General features: G+C 48.1%; 26 protein-coding genes. 18 read left to right on the top strand and 8 right to left on the bottom strand.

The genetic code is table 11. The annotated features are described in order from the left end of the window. Positions 1 to 107, bottom strand: a 107-nt coding sequence (locus tag AC1YY3_RS03420; RefSeq protein ID WP_482194317.1) for a hypothetical protein, incomplete at its 3' end; no start/stop codon positions are given. Between the two features lie 101 nt (positions 108 to 208). Between AC1YY3_RS03420 and AC1YY3_RS03415 the strand changes: the two genes are divergently transcribed. Next, positions 209 to 487, top strand: a complete 279-nt coding sequence (locus tag AC1YY3_RS03415; protein ID WP_482194315.1) for a BrnT family toxin — start codon at positions 209 to 211, stop codon at positions 485 to 487. Next, positions 444 to 782 carry a BrnA antitoxin family protein gene (locus AC1YY3_RS03410; protein WP_482194314.1) on the top strand — a complete coding sequence of 113 codons (339 nt, stop codon included), beginning with the start codon at positions 444 to 446 and terminating at the stop codon, positions 780 to 782. Before AC1YY3_RS03415 ends, AC1YY3_RS03410 begins: the two co-directional genes overlap by 44 nt. Positions 783 to 909: 127 nt before the next feature. Here AC1YY3_RS03410 and cas1f read toward each other — a convergent pair whose 3' ends face one another. Together cas1f and AC1YY3_RS03400 are read right to left on the bottom strand one after the other, a co-directional pair. Continuing rightward, positions 910 to 1,866 carry a type I-F CRISPR-associated endonuclease Cas1f gene (cas1f, locus tag AC1YY3_RS03405; protein ID WP_482194313.1) on the bottom strand — a complete coding sequence of 319 codons (957 nt, stop codon included), beginning with the start codon at positions 1,864 to 1,866 and terminating at the stop codon, positions 910 to 912. Positions 1,867 to 1,933: 67 nt separating this feature from the next. After that, a complete protein-coding gene (locus tag AC1YY3_RS03400; RefSeq protein WP_482194312.1) occupies positions 1,934 to 2,077 on the bottom strand; it encodes a hypothetical protein in 144 nt (47 codons plus the stop codon). 722 nt (positions 2,078 to 2,799) lie between these two features. On the opposite strand from AC1YY3_RS03400, the gene AC1YY3_RS03395 reads away from it, so the two are divergent. The 4 genes from AC1YY3_RS03395 (at position 2,800) to AC1YY3_RS03380 (ending at position 9,218) form a co-directional block, all read left to right on the top strand. Then, positions 2,800 to 3,723 carry a malate dehydrogenase gene (locus AC1YY3_RS03395; RefSeq protein WP_482194310.1) on the top strand — a complete coding sequence of 308 codons (924 nt, stop codon included), beginning with the start codon at positions 2,800 to 2,802 and terminating at the stop codon, positions 3,721 to 3,723. Positions 3,724 to 4,014: 291 nt separating this feature from the next. After that, a complete protein-coding gene (locus AC1YY3_RS03390; RefSeq protein WP_482194309.1) occupies positions 4,015 to 7,329 on the top strand; it encodes a response regulator in 3,315 nt (1,104 codons plus the stop codon). Next, positions 7,319 to 8,293 carry a response regulator gene (locus tag AC1YY3_RS03385; RefSeq protein WP_481823045.1) on the top strand — a complete coding sequence of 325 codons (975 nt, stop codon included), beginning with the start codon at positions 7,319 to 7,321 and terminating at the stop codon, positions 8,291 to 8,293. Before AC1YY3_RS03390 ends, AC1YY3_RS03385 begins: the two co-directional genes overlap by 11 nt. 169 nt (positions 8,294 to 8,462) lie before the next feature. Next, the gene (locus tag AC1YY3_RS03380) at positions 8,463 to 9,218 is read left to right on the top strand and encodes a proteasome-type protease (RefSeq protein WP_481823044.1); all 756 of its coding nucleotides are present in this window, start codon (positions 8,463 to 8,465) and stop codon (positions 9,216 to 9,218) included. Here the strand turns inward: AC1YY3_RS03380 and AC1YY3_RS03375 are convergent. From AC1YY3_RS03375 to AC1YY3_RS03360, 4 genes are all read right to left on the bottom strand, one after another. Further along, the gene (locus AC1YY3_RS03375; RefSeq protein WP_481823043.1) at positions 9,160 to 10,224 is read right to left on the bottom strand and encodes a zinc-binding metallopeptidase family protein; all 1,065 of its coding nucleotides are present in this window, start codon (positions 10,222 to 10,224) and stop codon (positions 9,160 to 9,162) included. The genes AC1YY3_RS03380 and AC1YY3_RS03375 overlap by 59 nt on opposite strands. Before the next feature lie 9 nt (positions 10,225 to 10,233). After that, positions 10,234 to 11,166 (bottom strand): alpha-E domain-containing protein, encoded by a 933-nt coding sequence (locus AC1YY3_RS03370; protein WP_482194308.1) that lies wholly within the window; start codon positions 11,164 to 11,166, stop codon positions 10,234 to 10,236. A 2-nt stretch (positions 11,167 to 11,168) separates the two neighbouring features. Next, complete coding sequence (locus tag AC1YY3_RS03365; RefSeq protein ID WP_482194307.1) at positions 11,169 to 12,617, bottom strand: circularly permuted type 2 ATP-grasp protein; 1,449 nt, start codon at positions 12,615 to 12,617, stop codon at positions 11,169 to 11,171. 380 nt (positions 12,618 to 12,997) lie between these two features. Next, the gene (locus tag AC1YY3_RS03360; RefSeq protein ID WP_481823042.1) at positions 12,998 to 13,774 is read right to left on the bottom strand and encodes a hypothetical protein; all 777 of its coding nucleotides are present in this window, start codon (positions 13,772 to 13,774) and stop codon (positions 12,998 to 13,000) included. A gap of 201 nt (positions 13,775 to 13,975) precedes the next feature. On the opposite strand from AC1YY3_RS03360, the gene AC1YY3_RS03355 reads away from it, so the two are divergent. From AC1YY3_RS03355 to AC1YY3_RS03315, 9 genes are all read left to right on the top strand, one after another. Continuing rightward, on the top strand, positions 13,976 to 15,211 hold the full coding sequence (locus AC1YY3_RS03355) for a hypothetical protein (protein ID WP_481823041.1): 1,236 nt from the start codon (positions 13,976 to 13,978) through the stop codon (positions 15,209 to 15,211). 28 nt (positions 15,212 to 15,239) lie between these two features. Next, positions 15,240 to 16,541 carry an urea ABC transporter substrate-binding protein gene (urtA, locus tag AC1YY3_RS03350; RefSeq protein WP_481823040.1) on the top strand — a complete coding sequence of 434 codons (1,302 nt, stop codon included), beginning with the start codon at positions 15,240 to 15,242 and terminating at the stop codon, positions 16,539 to 16,541. Positions 16,542 to 16,592: 51 nt separating this feature from the next. Then, positions 16,593 to 16,949, top strand: coding sequence for a cupin domain-containing protein (locus AC1YY3_RS03345; protein ID WP_481823039.1), 357 nt, complete (start codon positions 16,593 to 16,595; stop codon positions 16,947 to 16,949). A 166-nt stretch (positions 16,950 to 17,115) separates the two neighbouring features. Next, complete coding sequence (gene urtB / locus AC1YY3_RS03340) at positions 17,116 to 18,762, top strand: urea ABC transporter permease subunit UrtB (protein ID WP_481823038.1); 1,647 nt, start codon at positions 17,116 to 17,118, stop codon at positions 18,760 to 18,762. A 3-nt stretch (positions 18,763 to 18,765) separates the two neighbouring features. Beyond that, the gene (gene urtC / locus AC1YY3_RS03335) at positions 18,766 to 19,857 is read left to right on the top strand and encodes an urea ABC transporter permease subunit UrtC (protein WP_481823037.1); all 1,092 of its coding nucleotides are present in this window, start codon (positions 18,766 to 18,768) and stop codon (positions 19,855 to 19,857) included. Further along, the gene (urtD, locus tag AC1YY3_RS03330) at positions 19,854 to 20,642 is read left to right on the top strand and encodes an urea ABC transporter ATP-binding protein UrtD (protein ID WP_481823036.1); all 789 of its coding nucleotides are present in this window, start codon (positions 19,854 to 19,856) and stop codon (positions 20,640 to 20,642) included. Before urtC ends, urtD begins: the two co-directional genes overlap by 4 nt. Continuing rightward, complete coding sequence (locus tag AC1YY3_RS03325) at positions 20,642 to 21,424, top strand: ATP-binding cassette domain-containing protein (protein ID WP_481823035.1); 783 nt, start codon at positions 20,642 to 20,644, stop codon at positions 21,422 to 21,424. The genes urtD and AC1YY3_RS03325 overlap by 1 nt, the downstream gene beginning before the upstream one ends. A gap of 10 nt (positions 21,425 to 21,434) precedes the next feature. Next, positions 21,435 to 22,019, top strand: a complete 585-nt coding sequence (locus AC1YY3_RS03320; RefSeq protein WP_481823034.1) for a HupE/UreJ family protein — start codon at positions 21,435 to 21,437, stop codon at positions 22,017 to 22,019. Further along, the gene (locus AC1YY3_RS03315; RefSeq protein WP_482194306.1) at positions 22,019 to 22,858 is read left to right on the top strand and encodes an urease accessory protein UreD; all 840 of its coding nucleotides are present in this window, start codon (positions 22,019 to 22,021) and stop codon (positions 22,856 to 22,858) included. Before AC1YY3_RS03320 ends, AC1YY3_RS03315 begins: the two co-directional genes overlap by 1 nt. Positions 22,859 to 22,926: 68 nt before the next feature. Here the strand turns inward: AC1YY3_RS03315 and AC1YY3_RS03310 are convergent, their stop codons facing one another. Then, positions 22,927 to 23,148 carry a hypothetical protein gene (locus AC1YY3_RS03310; RefSeq protein WP_482194305.1) on the bottom strand — a complete coding sequence of 74 codons (222 nt, stop codon included), beginning with the start codon at positions 23,146 to 23,148 and terminating at the stop codon, positions 22,927 to 22,929. Positions 23,149 to 23,203: 55 nt separating this feature from the next. Here AC1YY3_RS03310 and ureA point away from each other — a divergent pair, with 55 nt between their 5' ends. From ureA to ureC, 3 genes are read left to right on the top strand one after another with little or no spacing between them, the layout of a single operon-like run. Next, complete coding sequence (gene ureA / locus AC1YY3_RS03305) at positions 23,204 to 23,506, top strand: urease subunit gamma (RefSeq protein ID WP_481823032.1); 303 nt, start codon at positions 23,204 to 23,206, stop codon at positions 23,504 to 23,506. Between the two features lie 10 nt (positions 23,507 to 23,516). Continuing rightward, positions 23,517 to 23,834: an urease subunit beta gene (locus AC1YY3_RS03300; protein ID WP_481823031.1), complete on the top strand. Its 318-nt coding sequence runs from the start codon at positions 23,517 to 23,519 to the stop codon at positions 23,832 to 23,834. Beyond that, a complete protein-coding gene (gene ureC / locus AC1YY3_RS03295) occupies positions 23,831 to 25,612 on the top strand; it encodes an urease subunit alpha (RefSeq protein ID WP_481823030.1) in 1,782 nt (593 codons plus the stop codon). The genes AC1YY3_RS03300 and ureC overlap by 4 nt, the downstream gene beginning before the upstream one ends. Position 25,613 lies beyond the last annotated feature (1 nt).

Genomic DNA, 25,613 nt, shown 5'->3' with positions numbered 1-25,613 from the left:
ATGACGGTTTGCCAGGTGTTGCTGCCGATGCGGTTGGCGAATGCGTCTAACACCCGGCGGGTGCGGTTTAGGGCTTTCTTTTCGCATTCTGAAATAAAAGTTACCATCATGGTAGTGTCCTTATTAAAGGTATTAAACCTTAGCTTGATAGTAGATAGTGTGAAAAATTGCTATCGTTATGCATATTATTGTATGTATAATTTAACCTGTGAAACTGACCTGCGACCCAGTTAAAAACCAAACAAATATTAAAAGCCGAGGACTGCCTTTGCTGGCGGCAGAAGCGATGTTCAATGATACCATGTTGGTTGTCGAGGATAACCGCAAGAATTACCCTGAACGGCGTTTTATCGGATATAACACTATCGACGGCAGGCTGATGGTGGTCGTTTTTTGTTATCCTGCAGGTGATGAAATCCGTATTATTTCTTTGAGGAAAGCCAATGTACGAGAGCAAAAAAAATTCAAAAGCATCATCCAAAATTGATTGGTCAGCAGTCGATGCTGCACCGCTTGCCGATACGCCGGATGAAGATAGCCCTGAGTTAGAGGAGGCGCAATTTTCTGAGCTTAAGCCTTTACGCGAGGTTTTGCCTGATTTAGATTTAGGCAAACAACGGATTACCATCATGCTAGATACCTCTGTTATCAATGCCTACAAAGCCAAAGCAGGCGGTCGGGGATACCAAACGCTTATCAATGAAACTTTGCGTCGCGGCTTGCTGACTGACAGCGTTAAAGACGCGTTGCGTGAAGTGTTGAGGGAAGAACGGTCGCGGTAAAGTATCGCGGGGCAATGTTTTAGTGACCATCATTTTATGAAAACATTTAATCAAGGTTGTTGGCGGTTCGACACGGCTCACCACGAACGGTGTATTTAAAACACTTTCCACGAACGGTATTTTAATTTTACCCATGCGGTTCTTTTCCTTCCCGCAAAGCTTGCTGTTTGACTTGCTCAAACATAAAATCCAGCGCCTTGTGTTCGGTGAATTTTTGTAAGCATTGCTGGCGGAATTCTTGTTCGCTCATTTTTTCTTTGGCACTGATGAACGCCCAAGGCAGGATGATGGCGTCTTTGATGAGGTCGGCGACATCGAAAACCAAGGCACCACGCCTTGTTTTGCCGTGCATGACGGCGAAGCCGTGCGGTATGCCCAGTACCCAAAGTGTGGTCGCGGCTAGGCCATAAGCCAGATAATTGCCGTGGTTGAGGAAGGCGTTGGCATCGTCCGTGCTGTCGTAATTGCGGACGAATTCTGCTTGACCACTGCGTTTGACGGCAACTTTGTACAGGCTTTTGGTCAGTTGGGCTTCGGTGAGCAACAGGTCGCCAACTTTTTGGGCGTTGTCTATTTTTGCGTTATAGCCGTCTAACGCGAGGTTTATGTCGTGATCGTCCAGGTTGAAGCCTTCGGCTTTGAGGTCTTTGTCTTTGCCCCAGGTGCGGCGTAGGTAATCCAGCCGTTGCGCCTGAAATTGTTTGGCGACTTGTAAGCGTTTTTGGTCATCAAACCAGAAACTTAGCCAACCTTGGATATACTCGGTCGGACGGTATTCGCTTTGCGGGGTGAACCATTCGATTTCGTTGCCCATTAGCAGGGGTGTTCCGCCGCCTCCGCTAAAGCCGATCAATACGCCTGCTGAGGCGAGCATCCTGACCGCTGCCTGGGTGATGGATGTGCCTGTGCCGAGCAGGATGACGGTGGTGTTGGCGATGGGGATATTCCAGTATTGGTTTTCGTCTTTGGCTTCGCTCAAATATAAAACCCGCCCGTCTTTTTGCATGACGCGGCATTTTTCCAGGTAGTAAATATTCGCCCGTTTGGAATGCAGGATAGCTTTGAGGTCTGTCAATACGTCCATAATTAGCCTTTTGGATAGCGTGGGCAATTTGTGTGTTTACTCATTTGATAAACCGTTTGCCTTCGACTTAAAGTAAACGGCTATCAGCGTATTCTTGCCACTTCAAAACCATTGCACGGTGATTTTCTGAATTTATGCTGAAATCAGCAATAACCGACGGTAATTGGTTGCGAACCTTATCTAAGCCGTCTTGGAAAGTTAAACTTAACATAAATATTCCTCATCAGATGAATTATGGCTCATGCTAGACCATTCTGGCAGAACGCAATAGCTTATCGGTGACCGTGACAATGTGTGTAAAAGTCAGATTGGCTTATATTTAGTTATTGAAACCACAGCGTTCGACTGGAGAAGCAGATAAAAAATTCCATATTTAACGGTGACATAGCCTACATTAATACCAAGCGGGTATAGGCACTTACAAATAATTGACACTCAAGTTGACGGTATTAGTCAGGTTACCGTGACCACTTGCCAAAATGCTGATGAATTAAGGCTTTAATGGCTGGCATAAATAATGCTTATTTCTTAAATGTATGGGTTGGCTGCGTTTAGGATGTGGGGCAGCCCTCATTAAACCCATGCATTGGCTAAACCGTTAACCGAGAGGATGCAACCATGCAGGCATTTGGTTTTTTAACCCTAGTGATTCTGATGTTTATGATGTTGGAAATTGAAATTGTTTCATCTAACCCTTGTTCACAATTCAGTGACCCAAACCAGCAATCACTTTGCTCGACGGACAATTATCCGTCTTCCGCAACAAATGACGAGTATTGACAAACCGCATAGTTATCATGCCGGATTAAATGGTGAATAGACGGCGTTTAGACCTACGAGGTTGTGCTTTTAATTGGGCGATCAAAATAAAGATCCCATTAATGAATGCACAGGTCTTGAAATACCTATAACCAAACGTAAGCTAAGGTAGCCATGAAAATCGCCATCATTGGAACTGGACGTGTCGGAATCAACATTGCTTATGCCTTGGTTCTCAAGCAATTTTGTGACCATCTGGTGATCGCGGGGCGCAACCCTGAAAAAGCAAAAGGCGATGCGCTTGACTTGCAGCACACCTTGGCGTTTTGCTCGCGGCCAATGCACATAGAAGCGTGCAGCAATAGTCAAGTCACGGGCGCGGACATCATTATTATTACAGCATCTGTTGCGGTTGAAGGTGAAATCATCACTTCCCGGATGCAACTGGGTGAAAATAACGCCGCTATGTTCAGGGAATTGATTCCCACACTCGCAGCCAATAATCCAAATGCCATCTTTATTATTGTCACTAATCCGGTGGATGTGATGACTTATGCGGCAACAAAATTGTCGGGTTTCCTACACAATCGGGTGATGGGTGTCGGGACATTGGTTGATTCCGCCCGTTTCCGCACCTTGCTTTCACAGGAATTGCATATCCACCCCGATGACCTTCGTACTTATATACTAGGCGAACACGGCCCGAACCAATTTCCCATCCTAAGCAGCGCCGAAGCGGGTGGTGAGCGTATCCGCGATACCCCTCGCCATCGGGAACTTTTCAATCAGGTGATCGAAGCAGGATTTGAAGTCTTTCGTCTCAAAGGTTACACCGACCATGCGATTGCAACCGCAACCTGCATGGTTATTGAAGCCATTGTGTTTGACCAAAACTGCACTATGCCCTTATCTACTCGATTCAACGAATGGATGGGCGTTAAGGACAACTGTTTCAGCATCCCGGTTGTGGTGGGACGAAACGGTATCCTTCGCCATTTACACCCTGAAATGAATGGTGAAGAACAGGGCAACCTTCAGAATGCGGCAACAGCCATCAAAAGCGCGATTGTTTCGTTGCTCCCTGATTTGGTGGGCTGAAAAGGCTCGCGCCATTTTGCTATTGGCTTCATGTTGCAAAGACTAACTGTTCTAGCACTTCACTTATACAGTTATGCACAATAATGGTTCATGGATGCACCATTTTGGAATTACTAACCTTTCGGGGATGGCAAATAAAGCGGTATTCCTGGCGATTACCTAGCTGCGTGTCTGGCATATTTATTGCTTTTTTTGTAACAGTTACTAACTAGGCTGTTTAGGGAAGCAATAATCCATCAAAATATCTCCAATATCCGCCGTGACTATAACGCCTGGGTCGCAGATGAGACCATGGAGGATTACGCGTTGCGGTTTGCGCCCAGAACCTTCCGTAAATGGTCGGAATTTCAGGTTGCAAACACGGCTTTCGGCTCGACTTCATTCCTGGTATTGGAGGCGATAGGCGGGTTTTTGTCGATTAATTATGGTTTCACCAACGCGGTTTGGGCGATTATTGCGGTTGGCATCATCATTTTCATCACCAGCTTTCCGATCAGTTATTACGCCGCCCGCTACAACATTGATATTGACCTGCTGACCCGCAGTGCCGGGTTTGGCTATATCGGTTCGACAGTCACTTCGCTGATATACGCTTTCTTTACGTTTACCTTGTTTGCGCTCGAAGCCTCCATCATGTCATTGGCTATCGAGATGTATTTCCATATTCCTATTGCGTTAGCGCATATTGTCAGTGCTGTCACTGTCATTCCGTTGGTTACGTTTGGCATTACGACGATCAGTCGATTGCAATTGTGGACTCAGCCGCTGTGGCTGTTGTTATTGGTAACGCCTTACGTTGCTGTATTTGTGCGCGAACCCGAAGCCATCATGACGTTGCAGACCTATTTCTGGATTGCCGAAAGCGGCCAAGGCTTTAACTGGTTGTTATTTGGCAGCGCAACCACCATCGCGTTTTCGATGGTGGCCCAGATTGGGGAGCAGGTGGATTTTCTCCGGTTCATGCCAGAACTTACCCAACAAAACCGATTCCGTTGGTGGGCAGCAACGTTGGCTGCTGGGCCTGGCTGGATTGTATTCGGCATGTTAAGGCAGATCGGCGGCGCATTGCTTGCCCATCTTGCTATCCGTCACGGCATTGCGCCTGCCCATGCCCATGAGCCGACGCAAATGTACCTGATTGCATACAGCAGCTTGTTTGAAAACAGCCGAACGGCGTTGGCGGTGACGACTTTATTCGTCATCATTTCACAAATCAAAATTAACGTCACCAATGCTTATGCGGGTTCTTTGGCATGGTCTAATTTTTTTTCACGCTTGACCCACAGTCATCCCGGACGGGTTATCTGGCTATTTTTCAATGTTTCTATAGCCTTATTGCTAATGGAATTTGGTGTCTTTAGCGCACTGGAAAAAGTCTTAGGGTTATTTTCAAACATATCAATCGCCTGGATCAGCGCAGTCGCTGCTGATTTATTGATTAACAAGCCCTTGGGTCTCAGCCCCAAAACCGTCGAGTTCAAACGTGCGTATTTGCCTGACCTGAATCCGGTCGGTACGCTCTCGACGTTGTTTGCATCAGTTATTTCAATCTTGGCTTATTTGGGTTTATTTGGCAATTATGCCCAGGCGTTTTCTGCATTCATTGCTTTGGGTTTGGCGTTCCTGTTGGTGCCTTGTATCGCAAAGCTGTATGGGCGAAAGCGCTATCTGACCCGTTACCATTCGCATAAAAATCAAGACAAACTTAGCCAATGCACCATCTGCGGCAACCATTTCGAGCGGGAAGATACAGCGTATTGTCCTTTTTATGAAGGCAGTATCTGCTCGCTTTGCTGCACTCTGGATTCAAGCTGCATGGATGCCTGCAAACCAGGCTTCCGGTTGGACGATTACCTGGAAAGCCTAGCTAAATCGTGCTTGCCCAATAGCCTTACGTTGTTGTCCAGATTGCGGTTGATACGGTTTAGCTTGTTATTCACCTTCCTTACTATCTTAACCAGTGTTTTCATTGGCATTATTTATTACCAAGATTTATTGGGCGCACAACAATATCTGCAATCATTCAACCTATTACTCAGTAATTTTGTCAAAGTTTATTCATCAATGCTGGTGTTTATCGGTCTGTGTACATGGTGGTTGATATTGAATGACGAAAGCCGACGGGTTGCTCAGGATGAAACAGCCAAACAAACCCAGCGACTCTTGATGGAGATCGCCGAACACAAAAAAACCGATGCCAAATTGCAGGAAGCCACCAAAGCGGCAGACAAGGCAAACTCCGCAAAAAGCCGCTTCCTTAGCAATATGAGCCATGAGATACGCACGCCATTAAATAGCATCATTGGCTATGCCTACATCCTGCATAAAGACCCGTCCATCCCTGCCCATCGAAGGCAAGCGGTAGCAATCTTAAAACGCAGCGGTGAGCATTTATCTTCATTGATTGAAGATATTCTCGATATCGCCCGGATTGAAGCCTGTAAGTTTGAACTGAATAAAGACATTATCGATTTCCCCAATTTTATCGAACACTTGCTTAGCATTTTCAAGCCCCAGGCTGAAGACAAAGGCTTGGTCTTTAGCTGCCAGATTATGAACACGCTGCCGCAACGGGTGCGCGGGGATGAAAAACGGGTGGGACAGATTTTGATTAATTTGCTGGGCAATGCCATCAAATTCACTAAGCAAGGCGAAGTGATATTCAGGGTTGGCTACAGTTGTGGCGTAACTACATTTCAAATCATTGATACTGGTGCAGGTATAGATCAGGAACAGCTACAAAATATTTTCCAACCCTTCGCTCAGTTAGCTCAGGAAAATATGATTCCTGGCAGTGGCTTAGGGTTGACCATCAGCAAAGTCCTGACTGAAATCATGGGTGGCGAATTGATTGTTGACAGTATCCTAAACCAAGGTACCATATTTACCGTGCGCCTTTATCTTGCCAATTTGGGCGGCGATAAAGAAAAACTGGGTGAACAACAAATTATCGGCTATCAGGAAAGCGTAAAGAAAGTCCTGGTGGTGGATGACCAGCCAGAACATCGCCAGATGATTACCGATATTTTAGAACCCTTAGGGTTTTCCCTGTTTGAGGCCGATTCTGGCAAAGCCTGTCTCCGTATTGTCCAGGAAAGTCCCCCTGATATTGTTTTGCTTGACCTGTCCATGCCCGACATGAATGGCCTTGAAACCGCTGAAAAATTAAGACAAAGCAGCTATCTACTACCTATTATAGTATTGACCTCAAACGCCTATCCTTCCGACCGTGTGAATGCCATCAATGCGGGTTGCAACGATTTTCTGGCAAAACCTTTGCAGGTACAGGAACTACTTTATAAGCTCAAGCTGCATCTTGGGCTTAATTGGAATTATCAAGGCGACGTTAAAACCATACAAGATAAATGGCTGCCTTCAGGGTCTGAAAACCTACCGCCTTCGGACATTATGGAAACCATTATCGCCCATGTCCGTATTGGTGATCTCTTTGGGCTTAATCAATATTTGTCTGAAATAAGCCAAACCCGTCCAGAGCATGAGGATTACTATCAACGCCTGTTATCGCTAAGCAACGAATTCCGCCTTGCCGAACTCAAAACGCTCATCAATCTGACCCCTGAGAAAGCAGACAGCCATGACCAATGAATTCACCACCAAAAAAGACACTGTAATGATCGTCGATGACACGCCGGAAAATTTGGCCTTATTGTCGGATACGCTTGCAGAATCCGGTTATCGGGTTTTGGTCGCAACTGATGGCTTATCGGCATTGGAACAGATTGCGTACTTAAAACCGGATATTATTTTGCTGGATGTGATGATGCCGGGTATCGACGGTTATGAAACGTGCAATCGTCTTAAATCTGATCCCAAAACTGCCGCAATCCCTGTGCTATTCATGACTGCACTGAGTGAATTGGATGATTTGTTGCGCGGTTTTGGTGAAGGTGCGGTGGATTATCTGGTCAAACCCATTCGTCCACCCGAAGTGCTAGCGCGGGTTGAAGCCCAGCTAAAACAAGCACGGACTATCCAGCGCGTTGAAAATGCGTTGAACAATGGCTTGTTTTCGGCGTTGGCTATTAATGCGGGTGGTAGCATTACGTGGCTACCTCTTGCCGGATCGCGCTGGCTGTGTGAATTCCTGCAATTGCCGATGTTACCAGAAAATATAAAAATCGGCTCACCGCTGCCAACACCCCTATTTGAATGGGTTAAATCACAACTAACTAAATCAGAAAATGCCGAACATGTTGCTTTTGAAAGCACTAGGGGTGGAATTCACTTCTCCTTAAAGTTAACACCTTGCCATGATCTTCAAGAATATTTGCTACTGCTGGAGAAGCGTTCGGGGAATTGGAATCTCGATGCAGTCAAAAATTCTTTGGGACTAACCTCGCGGGAAGCAGAAATTCTCATGTGGATTTCCAGGGGCAAAACCAATAAGGAAGTAGGACTTATTTTGGGAGGAAGCTCACGTACCGTCAATAAGCACCTGGAACACATTTTTGAAAAGCTGGGTGTTGTCACCCGTGCTGCTGCCGTGTCTGTCGCTTTACAACGGACTAGCAATTTAAGCGCAGTGTCGGAGACCATGCAAACAGAATAGCGAGAAATCCAGCTTATACTAATGTTACAAAAAGAGCATAGAAGGGACGTAATAACACCGTGTTCACCATCCTTAAAAATCTCAATTTATCTTTTGTGATGACGGGCAAAAATAGCCGATTTAGGGTAGACTAATTCCTTGCTATATATATTTTGGAGATTAAACGGACATGACCTATTGCATCGCGGTTTCGGTCGATGAAGGTTTGGTGTTGACTTCTGACTCCCGCACGAATGCGGGAATCGACAATGTCAGCATCTACAGCAAAATGCACGTTTTTGCTACCTTGGAAGATCGTAAACTGATCTTGTTGAGCGCTGGCAATTTGGCTACGACGCAAGCCGTAGTTGAGCAGTTGCGGCGCGATAAGCGCGAAAACGCCTTGGTCAATCTCAATTCCATGCAGTATTTGTCTGAAGCCGCCGATTATCTGGGGCGGGTCAGCATCGAGAAACAAAAACGGCATACTGAAGAAGGTGGGCAATCCAGTTTTAATGCGACCGCGACCTTTATTATCGCCGGACAGGTCGGCGCAGAGCCTCCAGGCGCTTACCTGATTTACGCTGAAGGCAACAGCATCACCACGTCCAGGCAAACTCCCTACCTCCAGATCGGCGAAAGCAAATACGGCAAGCCGATTCTGGATCGGTTCGTAAAAATGTCCACACCGCTCGATGAAGCGGGTCTGTGTAGCCTGATTTCAATGGATTCTACGATACGCAGCAATGCCAGCGTCGGATCGCCAGTAGAACTCCTGGTTTACCGCAAGGACAGTTTCTGCTTTGAAGAATACTATTGCTTTGACGCTGACGACGAGTACCTGTTATTACTGAAACGCCGTTGGCACGAGGAATTGCGTAACGCCTTTATTGCCTTGCCGCATTATGACCGTTCACTTGCCAAGCCTTTACGAGACGGTCTATAAAATTCAGCTTTTGCCCAATGATTGGCGTAATGACGAAAGGATAGGCATCGTCAACACCCATGCTACGGTTCAAGGCGTTCAGTATTACCGACAGATTAGCCCACTCGGACAATTCCCTTTCAAATGCAAAGCCGACTGGATTGCAACTCATGACCTGATAAGCCTGGGCAGTTTCTAAGGTGTCGCTGATATGCAAGTAGTGCGCCCAGGTTTCCGCCCAGTCTTCCTGGGGATGGGCGGAAGCATAGGCACTGATAAAACTTTCCCGCCAATCGTCCCTGGCTCCTTCGGCATAGTAATGTTCAAGTGCAGCTTTGTAATCTTGGTTTTCATCCCCAAATAGTTGCTGATACTCGTTGAATGTTCTGTCATCATTTTTAAGCAACAGGCCATAATAATGCCCCAATTCATGCCTAAAATGCCCCAGTAAGGTTCGATAGATTTCATTCATGAGTTCGCGGTTGGCGGCACGAAAGCTATCGTCAGCTTCCGCCGCATTGATGGTAATTACGCCATTGCTGTGGCCGCTATAAACAAAATCCAGGCCTACCTCCGAATTCGACTGCTGGTCTTCGAGGAAGTCGAAAATAAGGGGTGGAAGCGGCGTAGTAACCGAACAACTGGAGCTATTGGTAGAACTGTTAAACGCTAAACCCAACCGCAGGATGGTATACAAAGCCCTTCTTTTGGTCTGTTCCAAGCTTTGCCAGCGCGTGTGGTTACGTTGCAAGGTCAGGGTGGGAATGGTGCGTGTCAGGTGGCAGGACAAGCATTGGCTGTCACTTTGCTGGACTGGAATTAACCAGTTACAACCCAAATCCTGCCTCAGTGAGCAAAGCCTATAACGCCTGCTTGTGGTGACAGAGAACCAGATATTGTCTTCATGGGCTTGCAACGCCAACAAATTTTGTCGTTTCGGGTCGAATCCCAAAACCTTGCCACACACAGCACAATGGCTGTTTTCAAAGAAAATCTCAGTCCCGCATTGGCAATAAAACCTTATCATGCCCTAGACTTAATTAGCCGCTAAAAACCAGGTTGACGCGACCTGGTTATGGGTAATGCCTAACTTGACCTGGATGTCATCCAGTAGTTTGTGCAGTTGCGCCGGAGTGATGCGATGGATGTCAGTAGCCATTAAGGAAGATGCCAATGTGTTCAGGTTATCGTTTAATCCTTCCGACTTCTGAAGGCGTTTAATGCAGGTTTCGACTTCATTGACACAATGAATAACCGAGCGCGGGAAGTCTTGATCCTTGAGCAAGTAATCCAGCACGTCACCGCTATTGATCCGATGCCGCCGATGTTTGCGGTACATCAACAAGGCACTTAAGGATTTCAAGACATGCATCCACAAGGCATTTTCGTGTTGGCGCAATTTGTCGCTACGGTCATCGGCCAAAATGATTGAGGCAATATCGAGTATACGCGTCGTCATGTCAGCCCGTTCAATATTTCGCCCTAAGCGGATAAACTGGAGTGCATCATTGTGGCTCATAGCACCCGACAAAAAACCCGTGAAACATTGGCAACCCCGCATAATTTCGTTCAATATCAACACCCTGCCCCGGCGATTGGTGGCAGTCTCCACATTATTCTTCGCGAACAAATACATTTCATTGACCTGCTGCCAAGCCTCGTCAGGCATGAGCTCGCGGGATGTCCGTATATCTTCCCGGGCAGAATTCAACGATGAGAACAAGGAACCCGGGTTGGCAATGTCGGTCAGCAGGAAGCGCATCGTGTTTTGTTCGTTAGGTACATCGTAAAGCTGAAAGAATTCTTCCTCCGCACCAAATATTGTCAGCAGATTGCGCCAAGTCACTTCTACGTCCATCGGCATATCGAACATGAGGTTCATGTACACGCTCAGTAACCGAGCCGTATTTTCAGTCCGTTCTAGGTACCGCGCCAGCCAATATAAGCGTTCAGCAGATCGGGATAACATATTTACTTGCCCGTGTTGATAATCCAGGTGTCTTTGCTGCCGCCACCTTGCGAAGAATTGACGACCAGGGAACCCTTTTTTAGGGCGACGCGGGTCAATCCGCCAGCCGTCACAAAACTGTTTTCCCCTTGCAGGACAAAAGGGCGCAAATCGACATGACGCGGCTCCAGTTGATTGTCACATAAGGTCGGGCAGGTTGACAGCGCCAATGTGGGTTGAGCGATGTAGTTGCGCGGTTGTGCCTTGATAATTTTACGAAATTCTTCGACTTGTCCCTTCGTGGCGTGTGGACCCACCAGCATCCCATAACCGCCTGATTCATTAGCTGGTTTTACCACCAGTTCCTCAAGGTGTGCCAACACATAAGAAAGCTGCCCAGGGTCGCTGCATAAATAAGTCGGCACATTCGGCAGGATGGGTTCTTCATTGAGGTAATAACGGATCATTTGCGGTACGTAGGAATAGACCACCTTATCATCGGCAACTCCACTACCCGGTGCATTCGCCAATGCGACATTGCCAGCCTTCCAAGCCCTTATCAGACCCCGTACGCCCAACATGGAATCTTTACGGAATACATCAGGATCAAGGAACTGATCGTCGATACGCCGATAAATGACATCCACTTTTTCCAATCCGTTGATGGTGCGCATATAAACGCAGTCGTCTTCTTGCACGATTAGATCGGCACCTTCGACCAACTCCGCACCAATTTGTTGCGCCAAAAAAGCATGTTCGAAATACGCCGAGTTGTAAATCCCCGGGGTTAGAACCGCAATCCGTGGATTTTTGACATCCACGGATGCTATGGACACCAGCATTTCAAGTAAATGCGCCGGATAATCGTCAACGGGTTGCACATCCAAGTCTTGCAATAATTCCGGGAATACCTTTTTGGTAATCACCCGGTTTTCGATCATGTACGACACGCCGGACGGGACGCGCAAATTATCTTCCAGCACATAAATAGTTCCGTCCTTGTCCCTGACCAAATCACTGCCACAAATATTTGCCCATACCCCGAACTTGGGCTGCATCCCAACGCATTCCTTGAGGAAATTGGCTGAACTGGCAATGATATGTTCCGGTATCAAGCCCTCCTTGATAAACGATTGTTCGTTATAAGTGTCGTTGATAAAACAATTTAAGGCTTTAAGCCGTTGTTCCAGGCCGACTTCCACGCGCCGCCATTCTTTGTTTTCGATAATGCGGGGAATAATGTCGAACGGCCATGCCCTGTCGATATTGCCTTCGTCGCTGTAGACCGTAAAGGTGATGCCCATTTCCATGATTGCTATATCAGCCGCAGTCCTTCGGACATCCAATGTCTCATGGTCAAGGCTATCCAAATAATTGCTCAAGCGATGGCTAGATGGCCTGGCCTGGTTTGCAGAGCCACGCATTTCATCGTAAGCATCAGTGACCGTGTAGTGATCCCATAGTGAGGCCATAGTGCGTACCCTCTTATAGATGCGAAGAAATAAGGACGGTTTATTTTCCCTTCAGTGTTGCAAAAAAAAGGCACTCATTCTTTGACAAGAACAGTGCCTTGAGAAGGTACAACACACGATGAGGACAACTTTATTAACTTCATTAAAATAAAGCATGATACGTGCCAATTTAATAAAATTTTTATCCTGCCCGTTATCTGGGTGATTAATCCTTATGAAATATAAGGGTTAGTTACCTTATGCACCAATTTCGGAAAACCATTATTGCGCATAAGAGATGTGATCATCCAAATCACAGCCGTTTCTGGTGCGAAATCAACAACAGACGCACATAATCGGTGCGTCTATTCAATTTACTTATGTAGGGTTGGCGCTTACCACTATTTCCGTTCATGCCCAAACTGGAAAATCACGGGCGAACCTTGGTTATGGATGACGATTTGCTTCCTGGCATTCTTATTGGCTGGTTCTTCATTGGCTGATTCTTCGACCTCCACTTCCGCCTTATCAGCAGGATCAGAAGGTGCAGATTTAGTGCCGGGATTGGTTGGGGCTTCTTTGGTTTCAATGCGGATTTCCGGCATCCAACTGGGTGCAACGCTGTTTTGCCCATTGGTTTTATGTGGCTCAGGCCATTTCAGTTCGCGCAGCAAATTGAAACAGACCGTGCTGATGTGGTCAGCCAATTTGCCGGATACCAGTGCCAGTTTGTCCGCTTCGCTCGCCATCAAGTCCATATTGAGTTCTCCGGATTGCTCAGGGTGATCAATGGTAGACAGCTCGCAACGAATGGGCAGGACATCGGCTTTTTGGAAATCTATAGCCCTCGGATCTGAGTTGCCTGCTGAAAACGAAAAGCCAGTAGGCGTGTTGGCATGTTCTATCTTGCCAACGGTCGCTTTCAAAACATGGCTGAACGGTTGGTTGTCTTTTGCCCCAATCGGATACCCCCACTCGGCAAGATTATTGACGACTTGCTGACCTATGTCGGCTGATGATACGGAAGAATCAATACCTTCTAGCTGCAATTCAATTTGCCCAGGATGATTGAAATCAAACGGTTGCTGTTTTTTTACCACGTCTGGTGTACAGCCAATCAAGCCGCACAACGCAAATAAGTAAACACATTCGGTAACCCGGCTTAATGGCTGTTTCATAAAATTTCATACGGTTGGTTGAGTTGTATAACAGTATGCCAGAGCCAGACAATTGGATATACGTCATTTAACTGATGAGTCAGATGACGTATTGTACAAATTCCCCCTAAATCAAATAATCCCTCCCAGCCTGAACTATTGGCTGCATTTGGACTTGCCAGATGCGTAAACCAATCACATTTAAAACTTAGGGGATCTGTCATGGGAATTACGAAACAAATAAGGGCTGGGATAAGAAGCAAGCCGCTACTCCCAGCTATGACTTTATTGATGTTGGCGGCGATGCATTCACCTGCAACCCAGGCGGGTGCTACCTTCAAAATTGATGACACGAAATGGGTTAGCGTAGGTGCGGGTTTACGCACCAGCTTTACCGCAGCAGAAGATTCAGCAGGTACGCCCGGCAATAGCCAATGGAGCAATGATTTTGCGCTGGATAACATCCGCTTATATTTGAACGCGCAAATCCATGAATACATCAAGCTCGAATTCAATACCGATTGCCAGACTTGTGGCAACGGCGGCGAAATGCGGATTTTGGATGCTATCGGCAAGTTTGAATACAACCCGTACATCAACCTTTGGATAGGTCGGATGTTGGTGCCAGCTGAACGTAGGGAAATGAACGGGCCATTCTACAGCCCGATTTACAACGTCTTTGCATCGGGTACTCCCTTTGAACCGGCAGACTTCAACCTGACCATCAAATCCGATGGCACGTCGGCGGGTTCTTTTGGCCGTGATGACGGCGCGACTTTCTGGGGGGCAGCTTTTGGTGGACGTTTGCAATACGCAGCCGGATTTTTCCGTGGCTTACGGGGCGGCGCAAACGTGGACGACAATATCCTTTATGCCCAACGTGTTGCCTATAATTTCTGGGATGTCGAGAAAAATCCAGGCTACTACACCTCCGGCACATACTACGGTAAAGGCGGCGATATTCTGACGGTCGGGGTTACTAACCAATATCAGGAAGACGGCGCTGGTACATCGGATGATCCTGGCACATTCCGTGGAACAACAGCAGATATTTTGCTGGAAAAAGTGCTGCCCAACAACGGTGTGATTACCTTCAATGGCGAATACAAAAACTATGGCATTGGCAATGGTTACAGCCAGGCTTCACGCGATGCCGGCGGTGGCTTTACCATGTTTGAAGGCAATGCTTATGACGTAAGCGGCATGTACTTAATCCCCGATAAAGTCTGGATCGGACAGTTTCAACCGTATTTCCGTTACACCAGTGTGATGCCCAGCACCAGTTCTGATCGTGATGCATACGAGGGCGGTGTTAACTATGTCATCGATGCTCATAACGCACGGGTATCGTTAAGCTGGACGTATGGCGACTTGCTCACGAAAGGCTTGGATTATAGCTCGACCGCCTCCGGCGACAGCATTAATGCCATCAAACTCGGGTTCCAATTACAAATCTAATTTCCACCATTTAATCAGGACTACTGTTATGAAGAAGTTTTCACAAAAATTGCGTAACTTAGCGGCTGCTATGACAGTTGCCGCACTAAGCTTGGGCGCAGGTTATGCCCAAGCCGAAGACACCATCAAAGTCGGCGTATTACATTCCTTATCCGGCACGATGGCGATTAGCGAAACCACACTGAAAGACACCATGCTGATGTTAATCGACGAGCAAAACAAGAAAGGCGGTTTGCTAGGCAAAAAGCTGGAGGCTGTTGTGGTTGATCCCGCTTCCAACTGGCCGTTGTTTGCCGAAAAAGCCCGTGAATTATTGACCAAAGACAAGGTGGCGGCCATTTTCGGTTGCTGGACATCGGTGTCGCGTAAATCGGTCTTGCCTGTTATTGAAGAATTGAACGGGGTCTTGTTTTACCCCGTGCAATACGAAGGCGAAGAATCGTCTAAAAACGTCTTCTACACCGGAGCTGCGCCGAACCAGCAAGCGATTCCTGCGGTCGATTATTTGATGAACGACCTGAAAGTGAAACGCTGGGTGTTGGCGGGAACCGATTACGTGTACCCCCGCACGACCAACAAAATCCTTGAGGCTTACCTTAAGGCAAAAGGCGTGGCTAAAAAAGACATCATGATTAACTACACGCCGTTTGGTCATTCCGATTGGCAAAGCATAGTTGCCGACATCAAGAAGTTCGGGTCGGCGGGCAAGAAAACGGCGGTGGTTTCGACGATCAATGGCGATGCCAACGTGCCTTTCTACAAAGAACTGGGCAACCAGGGCATTAAAGCGGAAGACATTCCGGTTGTTGCGTTTTCGGTTGGCGAAGAAGAATTGTCCGGCATAGACACCAAGCCGCTGGTCGGGCATCTTGCCGCATGGAACTATTTCATGAGCGTCGACACCACCAAAAATGCCGCGTTTATCAAGCAATGGCAGGATTACATCAAGAATCCAAAGCGGGTGACTAACGACCCGATGGAAGCGCACTACATCGGCTTCAACATGTGGGTAAAAGCCGTTGAAAAAGCAGGTTCTACTGACCCCGCCAAGGTGCAAGATGCCATTATCGGCGTGGAATTTCCTAACCTGACCGGCGGCACGGCCAAAATGTTGCCCAACCACCATATCAGCAAACCCGTGTTAATCGGTGAAATCCAGGATGACGGCCAATTTGCTACCGTGTGGCAAACCAATAAGGTCGTCGATGGCGACGCGTGGTCGGATTTCTTACCCGAAAGCAAGCCTATTATTGCCGATTGGACAGCACCGATTAGTTGCGGTAATTACAACACCAAAACCAAAAAGTGTTCTGGGCAAAACTATAAGTAATCCTGGTTTGGGCAGGCAGGTTTTCTTAACGGATAAGGTAATAAAAAGTTTGTGGCATCCGAAACAAGATTATTCCGAGTTGCAGACTTTATCCAGCCCTCGGAAGGCCTGCCTATACGCTCAGTGGTACTCGAAACACCAGAGTCCGTGATTGTCGTTTGGTATGTCAATCCAGGGCAAGAGATTGCCGCCCATGTCCATCCGCATGGGCAAGACACTTGGACAGTATTATCCGGTACGGCTGACTATTTTCAAGGCGACGGAATAGTCAGCCGTATTAAAACTAACGATATTGCTGTGGCGAAACCCAACCAAGTGCATGGTGCAAGGACAGTCGGCAACTCACCTTTTATATTTGTCTCGGTGGTTGCCCCTGGTGGTGCGGGATACGCTTTGGCAGAACAATAAGAACGAATTCGGATGCGCTTAGTAAGCCGAGTCTACCTAATAAATAGTTCCCACGTTCCGACGTGGGAACTCATCCAGCAACGTTCTAGTGTTGCTGGACGCTGGAGCGTCACAAACAGCATTCCCACGCCGGAGCGTGGGAAAAATGCAATCCATAACACATAGAATGAAAACTTTTTTTTTCAAACGCTGCTTCCTTTCAATGGCACTGTTAATGCTGCTAATGCCAAGTTTTACGCTTGGTGAAGAAACAGTGCAGATTGATGTCTTTAATGAAGCATTGACGAAGCTTACTGCCGCATCCATGCAGGAACGCAGTGCGGCGGTCGAGCAACTGGCTGCCGTGCAAGAACCCAAGGCGATTGTCATTTTGCAAGCCTTATTGGATGGGCATTTGTTAAAGCTAAAGAACGACGGCAAACTGGTTATCGGTACAGACAACGGCACGGGTTATCAGGTCAATGATGCTAAAACCGGACAAGATTTAGGTAGGGTTGACCGTGATGCCACGCAAAAGATCACGGTCAATAACAGCCTTAGAACGTCGTTGCGGAAAACCATCGGTCGCCTGGAACTTAAGGCCAACGATGCCAAGGTAAGGATAGCTGCCGTCCATGCCATCGCCAAAGCGATAGATGAAGAAGGGCTAGGCTTATTGCGTGACCGCCTAACCATTGAACCGGACTCAAGCGTTCAAGATGAAATTAAACGGGTTCTTGGCTTGGAAGACTTAAACAGCACGGACAAGACCGCACGGTTAAGCGCGATAGATCTGCTCAAAAACCATGCTACGCAAGACGTAGTGAATCGCTTGAATGCGCTGGTCGAGAAAGATGCCGATGGCAATTATGTGGAAGCGGATACGGATGTTCGCAATCAGGCCAAAGCGGCCTTAGTTACGATTAATTCCCGATTGAAACTCTATGCTGGCGTTGAAACCTTATTTTTCGGTTTAAGCCTGGGCGCTGTGTTGGTCTTGGCTGCTATAGGCTTGGCGATTACCTTTGGGGTCATGGGTGTTATCAATATGGCACATGGCGAATTGATGATGCTGGGTGCATACACCACCTACGTCATGCAGCAGCTTATGCCGAATTCCCTGGGGTGGTCATTGATATTGTCTATTCCCGCTGCGTTTATGATTTCCGCTTTGGTAGGTATTGCGATTGAGCGCGGTATTATCCGATTCCTTTATGGTCGTCCTCTGGAAACTTTGCTGGCAACCTTTGGGGTCAGCTTGTTTTTACAGCAAACGGTGCGGTCAATTTTTTCACCTTTGAACCGCAGTGTCGCCGCACCGGAATGGATGAGCGGCACTTTGCAAATCAACGATTTTCTCTCGCTAACCTGGAATCGCTTGTACATCTTGGTGTTTTGCTTGATGGTGTTCGCCTTATTGCTGCAAATCCTTAAATCTACCCGTTTAGGGCTGGAAGTCCGCGCGGTTGCCCAAAATCGCAATATGGCAAAAGCAATGGGTGTCCCTACTGCGCGGGTTGATGCCTTAACCTTTGGCTTGGGTTCTGGCATCGCTGGTGTAGCTGGCGTGGCCTTGAGCCAGATTACCAATGTCGGCCCGAATTTGGGACAGTCCTATATCGTCGATTCTTTCATGGTGGTGGTGTTCGGTGGGGTAGGCAATCTTTGGGGTACGCTGGTGGCAGGTTTTACCTTGGGGATAGCCAATAAGCTGCTCGAACCTGTGGCGGGTGCCGTCCTCGCTAAGATACTCGTTTTGGTGTTCATCATCTTGTTTATCCAAAAGCGCCCGCGCGGATTGTTCCCGCAAAAAGGCCGCGCAGCGGAGAACTAAACCATGCTATCGAGTTTGTATAAGAAAGATAAAACAGCAAGCTGGTTATTGGGCAGCATCGCCCTACTTTCAGTGCTTGTCCCATTGTTCAATTTCATTTTCCCTGTCGAATCAGCACTGCATTTTTCGGCCTACAGCGTTTCGATCATGGGCAAATACCTGTGCTTTGCCTTACTTGGATTATCGCTGGATTTGGTTTGGGGTTATTGCGGTATCCTGGCTTTAGGGCAAGGCGCATTTTTTGCTTTGGGCGGCTATGCGATGGGCATGTATTTGATGCGTCAGATCGGTAACCGCAGCGTCTACGGCAATCCGCTTTTGCCCGACTTTATGGTCTTCCTGAATTGGCAGGAATTGCCCTGGTATTGGTACGGCTTCGAACAATTCTGGTTTGCGGCATTGATGGTCATGTTAGTGCCAGGGCTGTTGGCGTTTGTGTTCGGTTGGCTGGCCTTCCGCTCACGGGTGACGGGCGTGTATTTGTCCATCATTACCCAAGCGTTGACTTATGCCCTGTTGCTGGCATTTTTCCGCAATGAAATGGGTTTTGGCGGCAATAACGGCTTAACGGATTTTAAGGATATTCTGGGCTTTAACATCCAGTCCGAAGCCGTCAGGGCAAGCCTGCTATTGATTTCCGGCTTTATGCTCATCCTGGCTTTTGTGGTTAGCCGTTGGATCATGTCAAGTAAATTAGGCCGAGTGGTGACGGCAGTGCGCGACCAGGAAAGCCGTGTACGATTTTTAGGCTATCGCGTAGAACACTTCAAGTTGTGGATTTTTGTTTTTTCCGCCATGCTTGCTGGCATCGCCGGGGCGTTGTATGTGCCGCAAGTCGGCATCATCAACCCCAGTGAATTTTCGCCCATAAACTCATTGGAAATCGTGATCTGGGTCGCTATCGGTGGTCGCGGGACTCTATATGGCGCAATTGTTGGTGCGGTCTTAGTGAATTACGCCAAAACCTTGTTGACGGGTTGGGCACCGGAAATCTGGTTATTTTTCTTGGGCGCTGCATTTATTCTGGTAACTGTATTTTTACCTGATGGATTGGTGGGTTTCTGGCAACGTCATTTTCAGGCACAAAAGTCATGACCGAATTAGCGCACAAACCCAAAACAGGGGAATTGGATACCAGCCACGGGCCGATCTTGTACCTGGAAGCCGTCAGCGTGAGCTTTGATGGTTTCAAGGCTTTAAATAACTTATCCATGTACATTGATGCCGGTGAATTAAGGTGTTTGATTGGCCCGAATGGCGCAGGCAAAACCACCTTGATGGATGTGATTACTGGAAAAACCCACCCTGACAGCGGCTCGGTATTTTTTGGGCAGACCATAGACCTGTTGCAAATGGATGAACCCGCCATTTCCAAAGCGGGGATTTGCCGTAAATTCCAAAAGCCCAGTGTCTTTGAAACCCTGACTGTATTCGAGAACTTGGAACTGGCCTTGGCGACCAATAAAGGCGTATGGACAACCTTATTTGCAAAATTGAACGAGACGCAACGTGATCGGATCGAGCAGGTGCTGGAAACTATCGGGCTTACCGAGCATCGGTCACATTTGGCTGGTATCTTGTCGCACGGACAGAAGCAATGGTTGGAAATCGGTATGTTACTGATGCAGGAACCTAAGGTAATGCTGGTAGATGAGCCAGTGGCTGGAATGACCCATCAGGAAGTCGAGCGTACCGCGCAGTTGTTATTGTCATTGCAGAGTGAGTGCTCAATTATTGTCGTTGAACATGATATGGAGTTCGTACGCTCGATTGCACAGCATCGGGTGACGGTGTTGCATGAAGGTTCGGTGCTGACCGAAGGCACAATGGATGAAGTGCAGAACGATCCGCGTGTCATCCAAGTCTATCTGGGGGATTGATGCTAAATATAGCAGGGTTAAATCAATTTTATGGTGGTAGCCACACCTTATGGGATGTCAATTTTGACATTCCCGCTGGCTCTTGTGTTTGCTTAATGGGACGAAATGGGGTCGGTAAAACCACCTTATTGAAGTGCATCATGGGGCTGATTGCTGTGCGTGATGGCAACATCAACTACAACGGCGCAGTATTGAATCTTGCCAAACCGGAATTACGCGCTGAATTGGGCATTGGCTACGTGCCGCAAGGGCGGGAGATATTTCCCTTATTGACCGTGGAAGAAAACCTGAAAATCGGCTTACGTGCCGTGCGTAAACAAGGCATTAAAGCAGTCCCAGAACATATTTATGAAATTTTTCCGGTCTTGAAACAAATGTTAAAACGGCGGGGCGGCGACTTGTCCGGCGGTCAGCAACAACAATTAGCTATCGGCAGGGCGTTGGTGCTGAATCCAAAGTTGCTGATACTGGATGAACCGACCGAAGGCATCCAACCCAATATCGTCAGCGAGATCGGCGATGTGATTATTCGACTCAACCGCACCAAAGGCTTGCCGACCCAGTTGCTCAAGGTCGGAGATGAAGCGAAAGATGAAATTCGTGAAGGCATCGTCAAAATCAAGAATGAACTGGGCGTGACGATATTGTTGGTGGAACAAAAACTGCCTTTCGCGCGAAAAGTGGCCGACCAGTTTTACATTATGGATAGGGGGCGCGGGGTCGCTACCGGAAACATGGCGGAATTGAATGAAGACATGGTTAAGCGATATTTGACTGTATAGAGAGGTGTTTATGAAAACGTATGGTAATAAAGTTGTGGTTTTATTTGTTATGTTGTTGGGTTTTGTAACGCCCGCATGGGCGCATACTGGCATTGGCATCACACATGGCTTTATGGCGGGTTTTGTCCATCCTTTCCAAGGACTAGATCATCTGCTAGTGATGTTCGCCATTGGCTTATGGGCGAGTGTGCAGTCGGGCAAAATGCTTTGGCAGCTACCTGTCATATTCTTAGTCCTGATGGCGACAGGTGCAGGACTACACTTCGTCGGGTTTCCGATGCACTACGCCGAGCTATGGGTCTCTTTGTCGGTGCTGGCCGTTGGCTTGATTATATGGTGTAACTGGTCTTTCTCTGGCTATTGGGCGATGGGATTGGTGGCGGTGTTTGCCTTGAGTCATGGTTATGTCCATGCTGCGGAAACCGAAATAGGTATAGGACATCTTAATTATGTGTCGGGCTTTTTGGTAGCCACCACCATTTTGATTAGCCTTGGTATAGCCGTTAGTTTACTAGATGTAATGCGGGCTTATGTTTTTAGGCTGAGTTTTGGCTTAGTTTCCAGCACAGTCGCCGTGCTATCGCTGGCAAACTAATGGTATCGAATTGCCAGGAATCGGTTAAGGTTGAGCCAAACGGTTGGCGGGCTGCATTAAATTTAACCTTTGCTGCTACGACAGATAAGACTGCACTGGTTAAGCGTGACCATGTCGGGCCATTAACCGTACAGCGGCCATTTTATCCTGAAGGCGGCGTATGCCACGTGTATATCCTGCATCCGCCTGGCGGCATAGTTGGTGGCGACCAACTGACAATTTGCGCTAATGCCGCAGCCCACAGCCATGCCCTGATTACCACGCCCGCAGCGGGAAAATTTTATCGTAGCTCTGGGGCGCAAGCCAAACAGAATGTAGGGATCACTGTTGGAGAAAGTGCAGCTTTAGAATGGTTGCCGCAAGAAACTATCATTTACGAAGGTGCGCAGTTGAAGTCTTCGGTTAAGGTTAATCTTGCCGCCGATGCCCGTTTTGTCGGTTGGGAAATCCTGTCTATGGGCAGACCTGCCTGTGCCGAGAATTTTAATTATGGCTTGGCAGATTTGAGTTGGCAGATTTATTGCGAAGATCGCCCCATGCTATTGGAGCGCCTCTATCTCGATGCCAAGGCATTTAGCGGGCGGTGGGGATTGCAAGGAAATTCGTCATGTGGGACTTTATTTGCCACGCCAGCCAGTGCGGAAAGTTTTGCGGCGGTGCAAGATTTAATTGGCGATACCAAAGGCCGTGGCGTTACGCGCATTGATAACCTGCTAATTTGTCGCGCGTTGGACATTAGGAGTGACCAGTTGCGAAGTTTTTTTGAACAGGTTTGGGCGATAGTAAGGCCTGATACAGTGCAACGTAAGGCTTGTTCGCCGCGAATATGGGCGACTTAAGTAACTAATATGAATCGTCATTTTCATGTGGCATCTAATTTCTAATGTGTCGCTAGCGCGACGTTTATTTAGAAACCAGTTCTCGCACTGGCAGGCGAGATACTTTTCTTTGCTTCGCCAAAGAAAAGTATCCAAAAGAAAGGCGACCCAGATGCCGCTTGCTTCCTGCGCTCCGTCGTTTTTGTCGGGGTTTGCCAGAAGGGACTTCCTGTCCCTCTGGCAAAGCGCGGCTTCCCTGCCGCGCCCCTTCGGGCTATTCCCGACAAAAACGACAGTGCTCGGCGCGGCATACGGGAGTTCAACTCTACCTCCGCGACATAAAATATTTTAAATAGGTTCGAAACAATGCAATTAACCCCCCGTGAAAAAGACAAATTGCTGATATTCACCGCTGGTCTGTTAGCCGAACGGCGCAAAGCCAGGGGGCTGAAACTGAATTATCCAGAAGCCGTAGCTTATATCAGTGCAGCTATCATGGAAGGTGCGCGCGACGGCCGCACGGTTGCTGAGTTAATGGAATTTGGCCGCACCTTATTATTCCGGAATGATGTCATGGAAGGTGTGGCGGAAATGCTGCCAGATGTGCAGGTTGAAGCCACCTTCCCTGACGGCACCAAGCTGGTGACTGTCCATAACCCCATCGAATAGGAATAACACCATGATTCCAGGCGAAATCATTACCGCTGACGGCGAGCTAGAGTTGAATGTGGGACGCGAGGTAATTAATGTACTGGTAGCCAACAGCGGAGACCGGCCTATCCAAGTCGGATCGCATTATCATTTTTTTGAAACCAATCCAGCCTTGCATTTTGATCGAGCAGCAAGCCGTGGCTTTCGCTTGGATATTCCGGCGGGAACAGCGGTGCGCTTTGAGCCGGGTCAACAGCGTGAAGTGCAATTGGTGGCATTCGCTGGATTACGTCGGATTTACGGGTTTCGCCAAGCTGTGATGGGTGCATTGGAGTTAGATAGATGAGCCGAATTAGCAGGCAAGCTTACGCCGATATGTTCGGCCCTACGACAGGCGATAAGGTACGTCTGGGTGATAGCGGCCTGTTTCTTGAAGTTGAAGCAGACCGCACCGTTTACGGTGACGAAGTCAAATTCGGTGGCGGTAAAGTCATCCGCGACGGCATGGGGCAAAGCCAGCTTGATTCCCTCACAGCAGTGGATTTAGTTATCACCAATGCACTTATCGTCGATTACTGGGGCATAATCAAAGCCGATGTTGGTATCAAAAACGGACGTATTGCCGGAATTGGCAAGGCCGGCAATCCCGACACTCAAGCTGGCGTTGATATTGTCATCGGCCCCGGCACGGAAATAATTGCAGGTGAAGGCCAGATATTGACGGCGGGCGGCATCGACGCGCATATCCATTTTATTTGCCCCCAACAAATCGAAGAAGCCTTGATGTCGGGCGTGACGACCATGATCGGAGGCGGCACAGGGCCCGCTACGGGCACGAATGCGACGACCTGTACGCCTGGGCCTTGGAATATCCGTCACATGCTGATGGCCTTGGATGACTTCCCGATGAATTTCGGTTTGCTGGGCAAAGGCAACGCCAGCCTGCCCTCTGCCTTGGAAGAACAAGTCTGCGCTGGCGCAATGGGACTGAAATTGCATGAAGATTGGGGGACTACGCCAGCAGCCATTGATTGTTGCCTGTATGTGGCAGAACAGTATGATATACAAGTCGCCATCCATACCGACACCTTAAACGAATCCGGTTTTGTCGAAGACACGTTCGCCGCCTTCAAAGGCCGTACCATCCACACCTATCATACCGAAGGCGCGGGTGGCGGTCATGCCCCAGATATTATTAAAGCGTGTGGCGAACCCAATGTGCTGCCCTCTTCCACCAATCCCACTCGGCCTTATACAGTCAATACGGTAGACGAACATCTGGATATGCTGATGGTCTGCCATCACCTTGACCCCGGTATTGCCGAAGATGTTGCCTTCGCTGAATCACGCATTCGCCGCGAGACCATCGCTGCCGAAGACATACTGCACGACTTGGGTGCATTCTCGATGATTTCTTCGGATTCCCAAGCAATGGGGCGGGTAGGCGAAGTCGTTATCCGCACCTGGCAAACCGCGCATAAGATGAAAATGCAGCGTGGGCACCTATCGCCCCCCTCGCCCTCTGGGACGACTGCAAGGATGCAGGAGGTAGGGCAACGTCGGGAACAGTTGCCGAGAGGGGCTGGGGGTGAGGGGCATCAAAATGACAATTTCCGCATCAAACGCTATATCGCCAAATACACCATTAATCCCGCCATTACGCATGGGATTGCCCATGAAGTGGGTTCGATTGAAGCGGGTAAACTGGCAGATTTGGTGCTGTGGCATCCAGCTTTTTTTGCCACCAAGCCTAGCCTTATTTTAAAAGGCGGCTTTATTGCCGCTGCCCCCATGGGTGATCCGAATGCGTCTATTCCTACCCCGCAACCGGTGCATTATCGGCAGATGTTTGGAGGGTTTGGCAGGGCTGCATCGGCAACATCACTATTCTTTTTGCCCAGGGTTGCTGTCGAGTCAGACGTTGCAAAAACGTTAAAACTCAATAAACAAATAGGCGTAGTAAAAGGCACTCGCACCATCGGCAAGAAAGATTTAATCCACAATAACTACCAACCGAACATTGAAGTTGATCCACAAACCTATCAAGTTCGTGCTGATGGCCAGCTTTTAACCTGCGAACCAGCGACACTATTACCGTTCGCCCAACGCTATTTTTTATTTTGAT

Source organism: Methyloglobulus sp., from assembly GCF_964779595.1.
The sequence above is the reverse complement of the archived record's forward strand: the minus strand, read 5'-3'. Positions and strand labels throughout refer to the sequence as shown.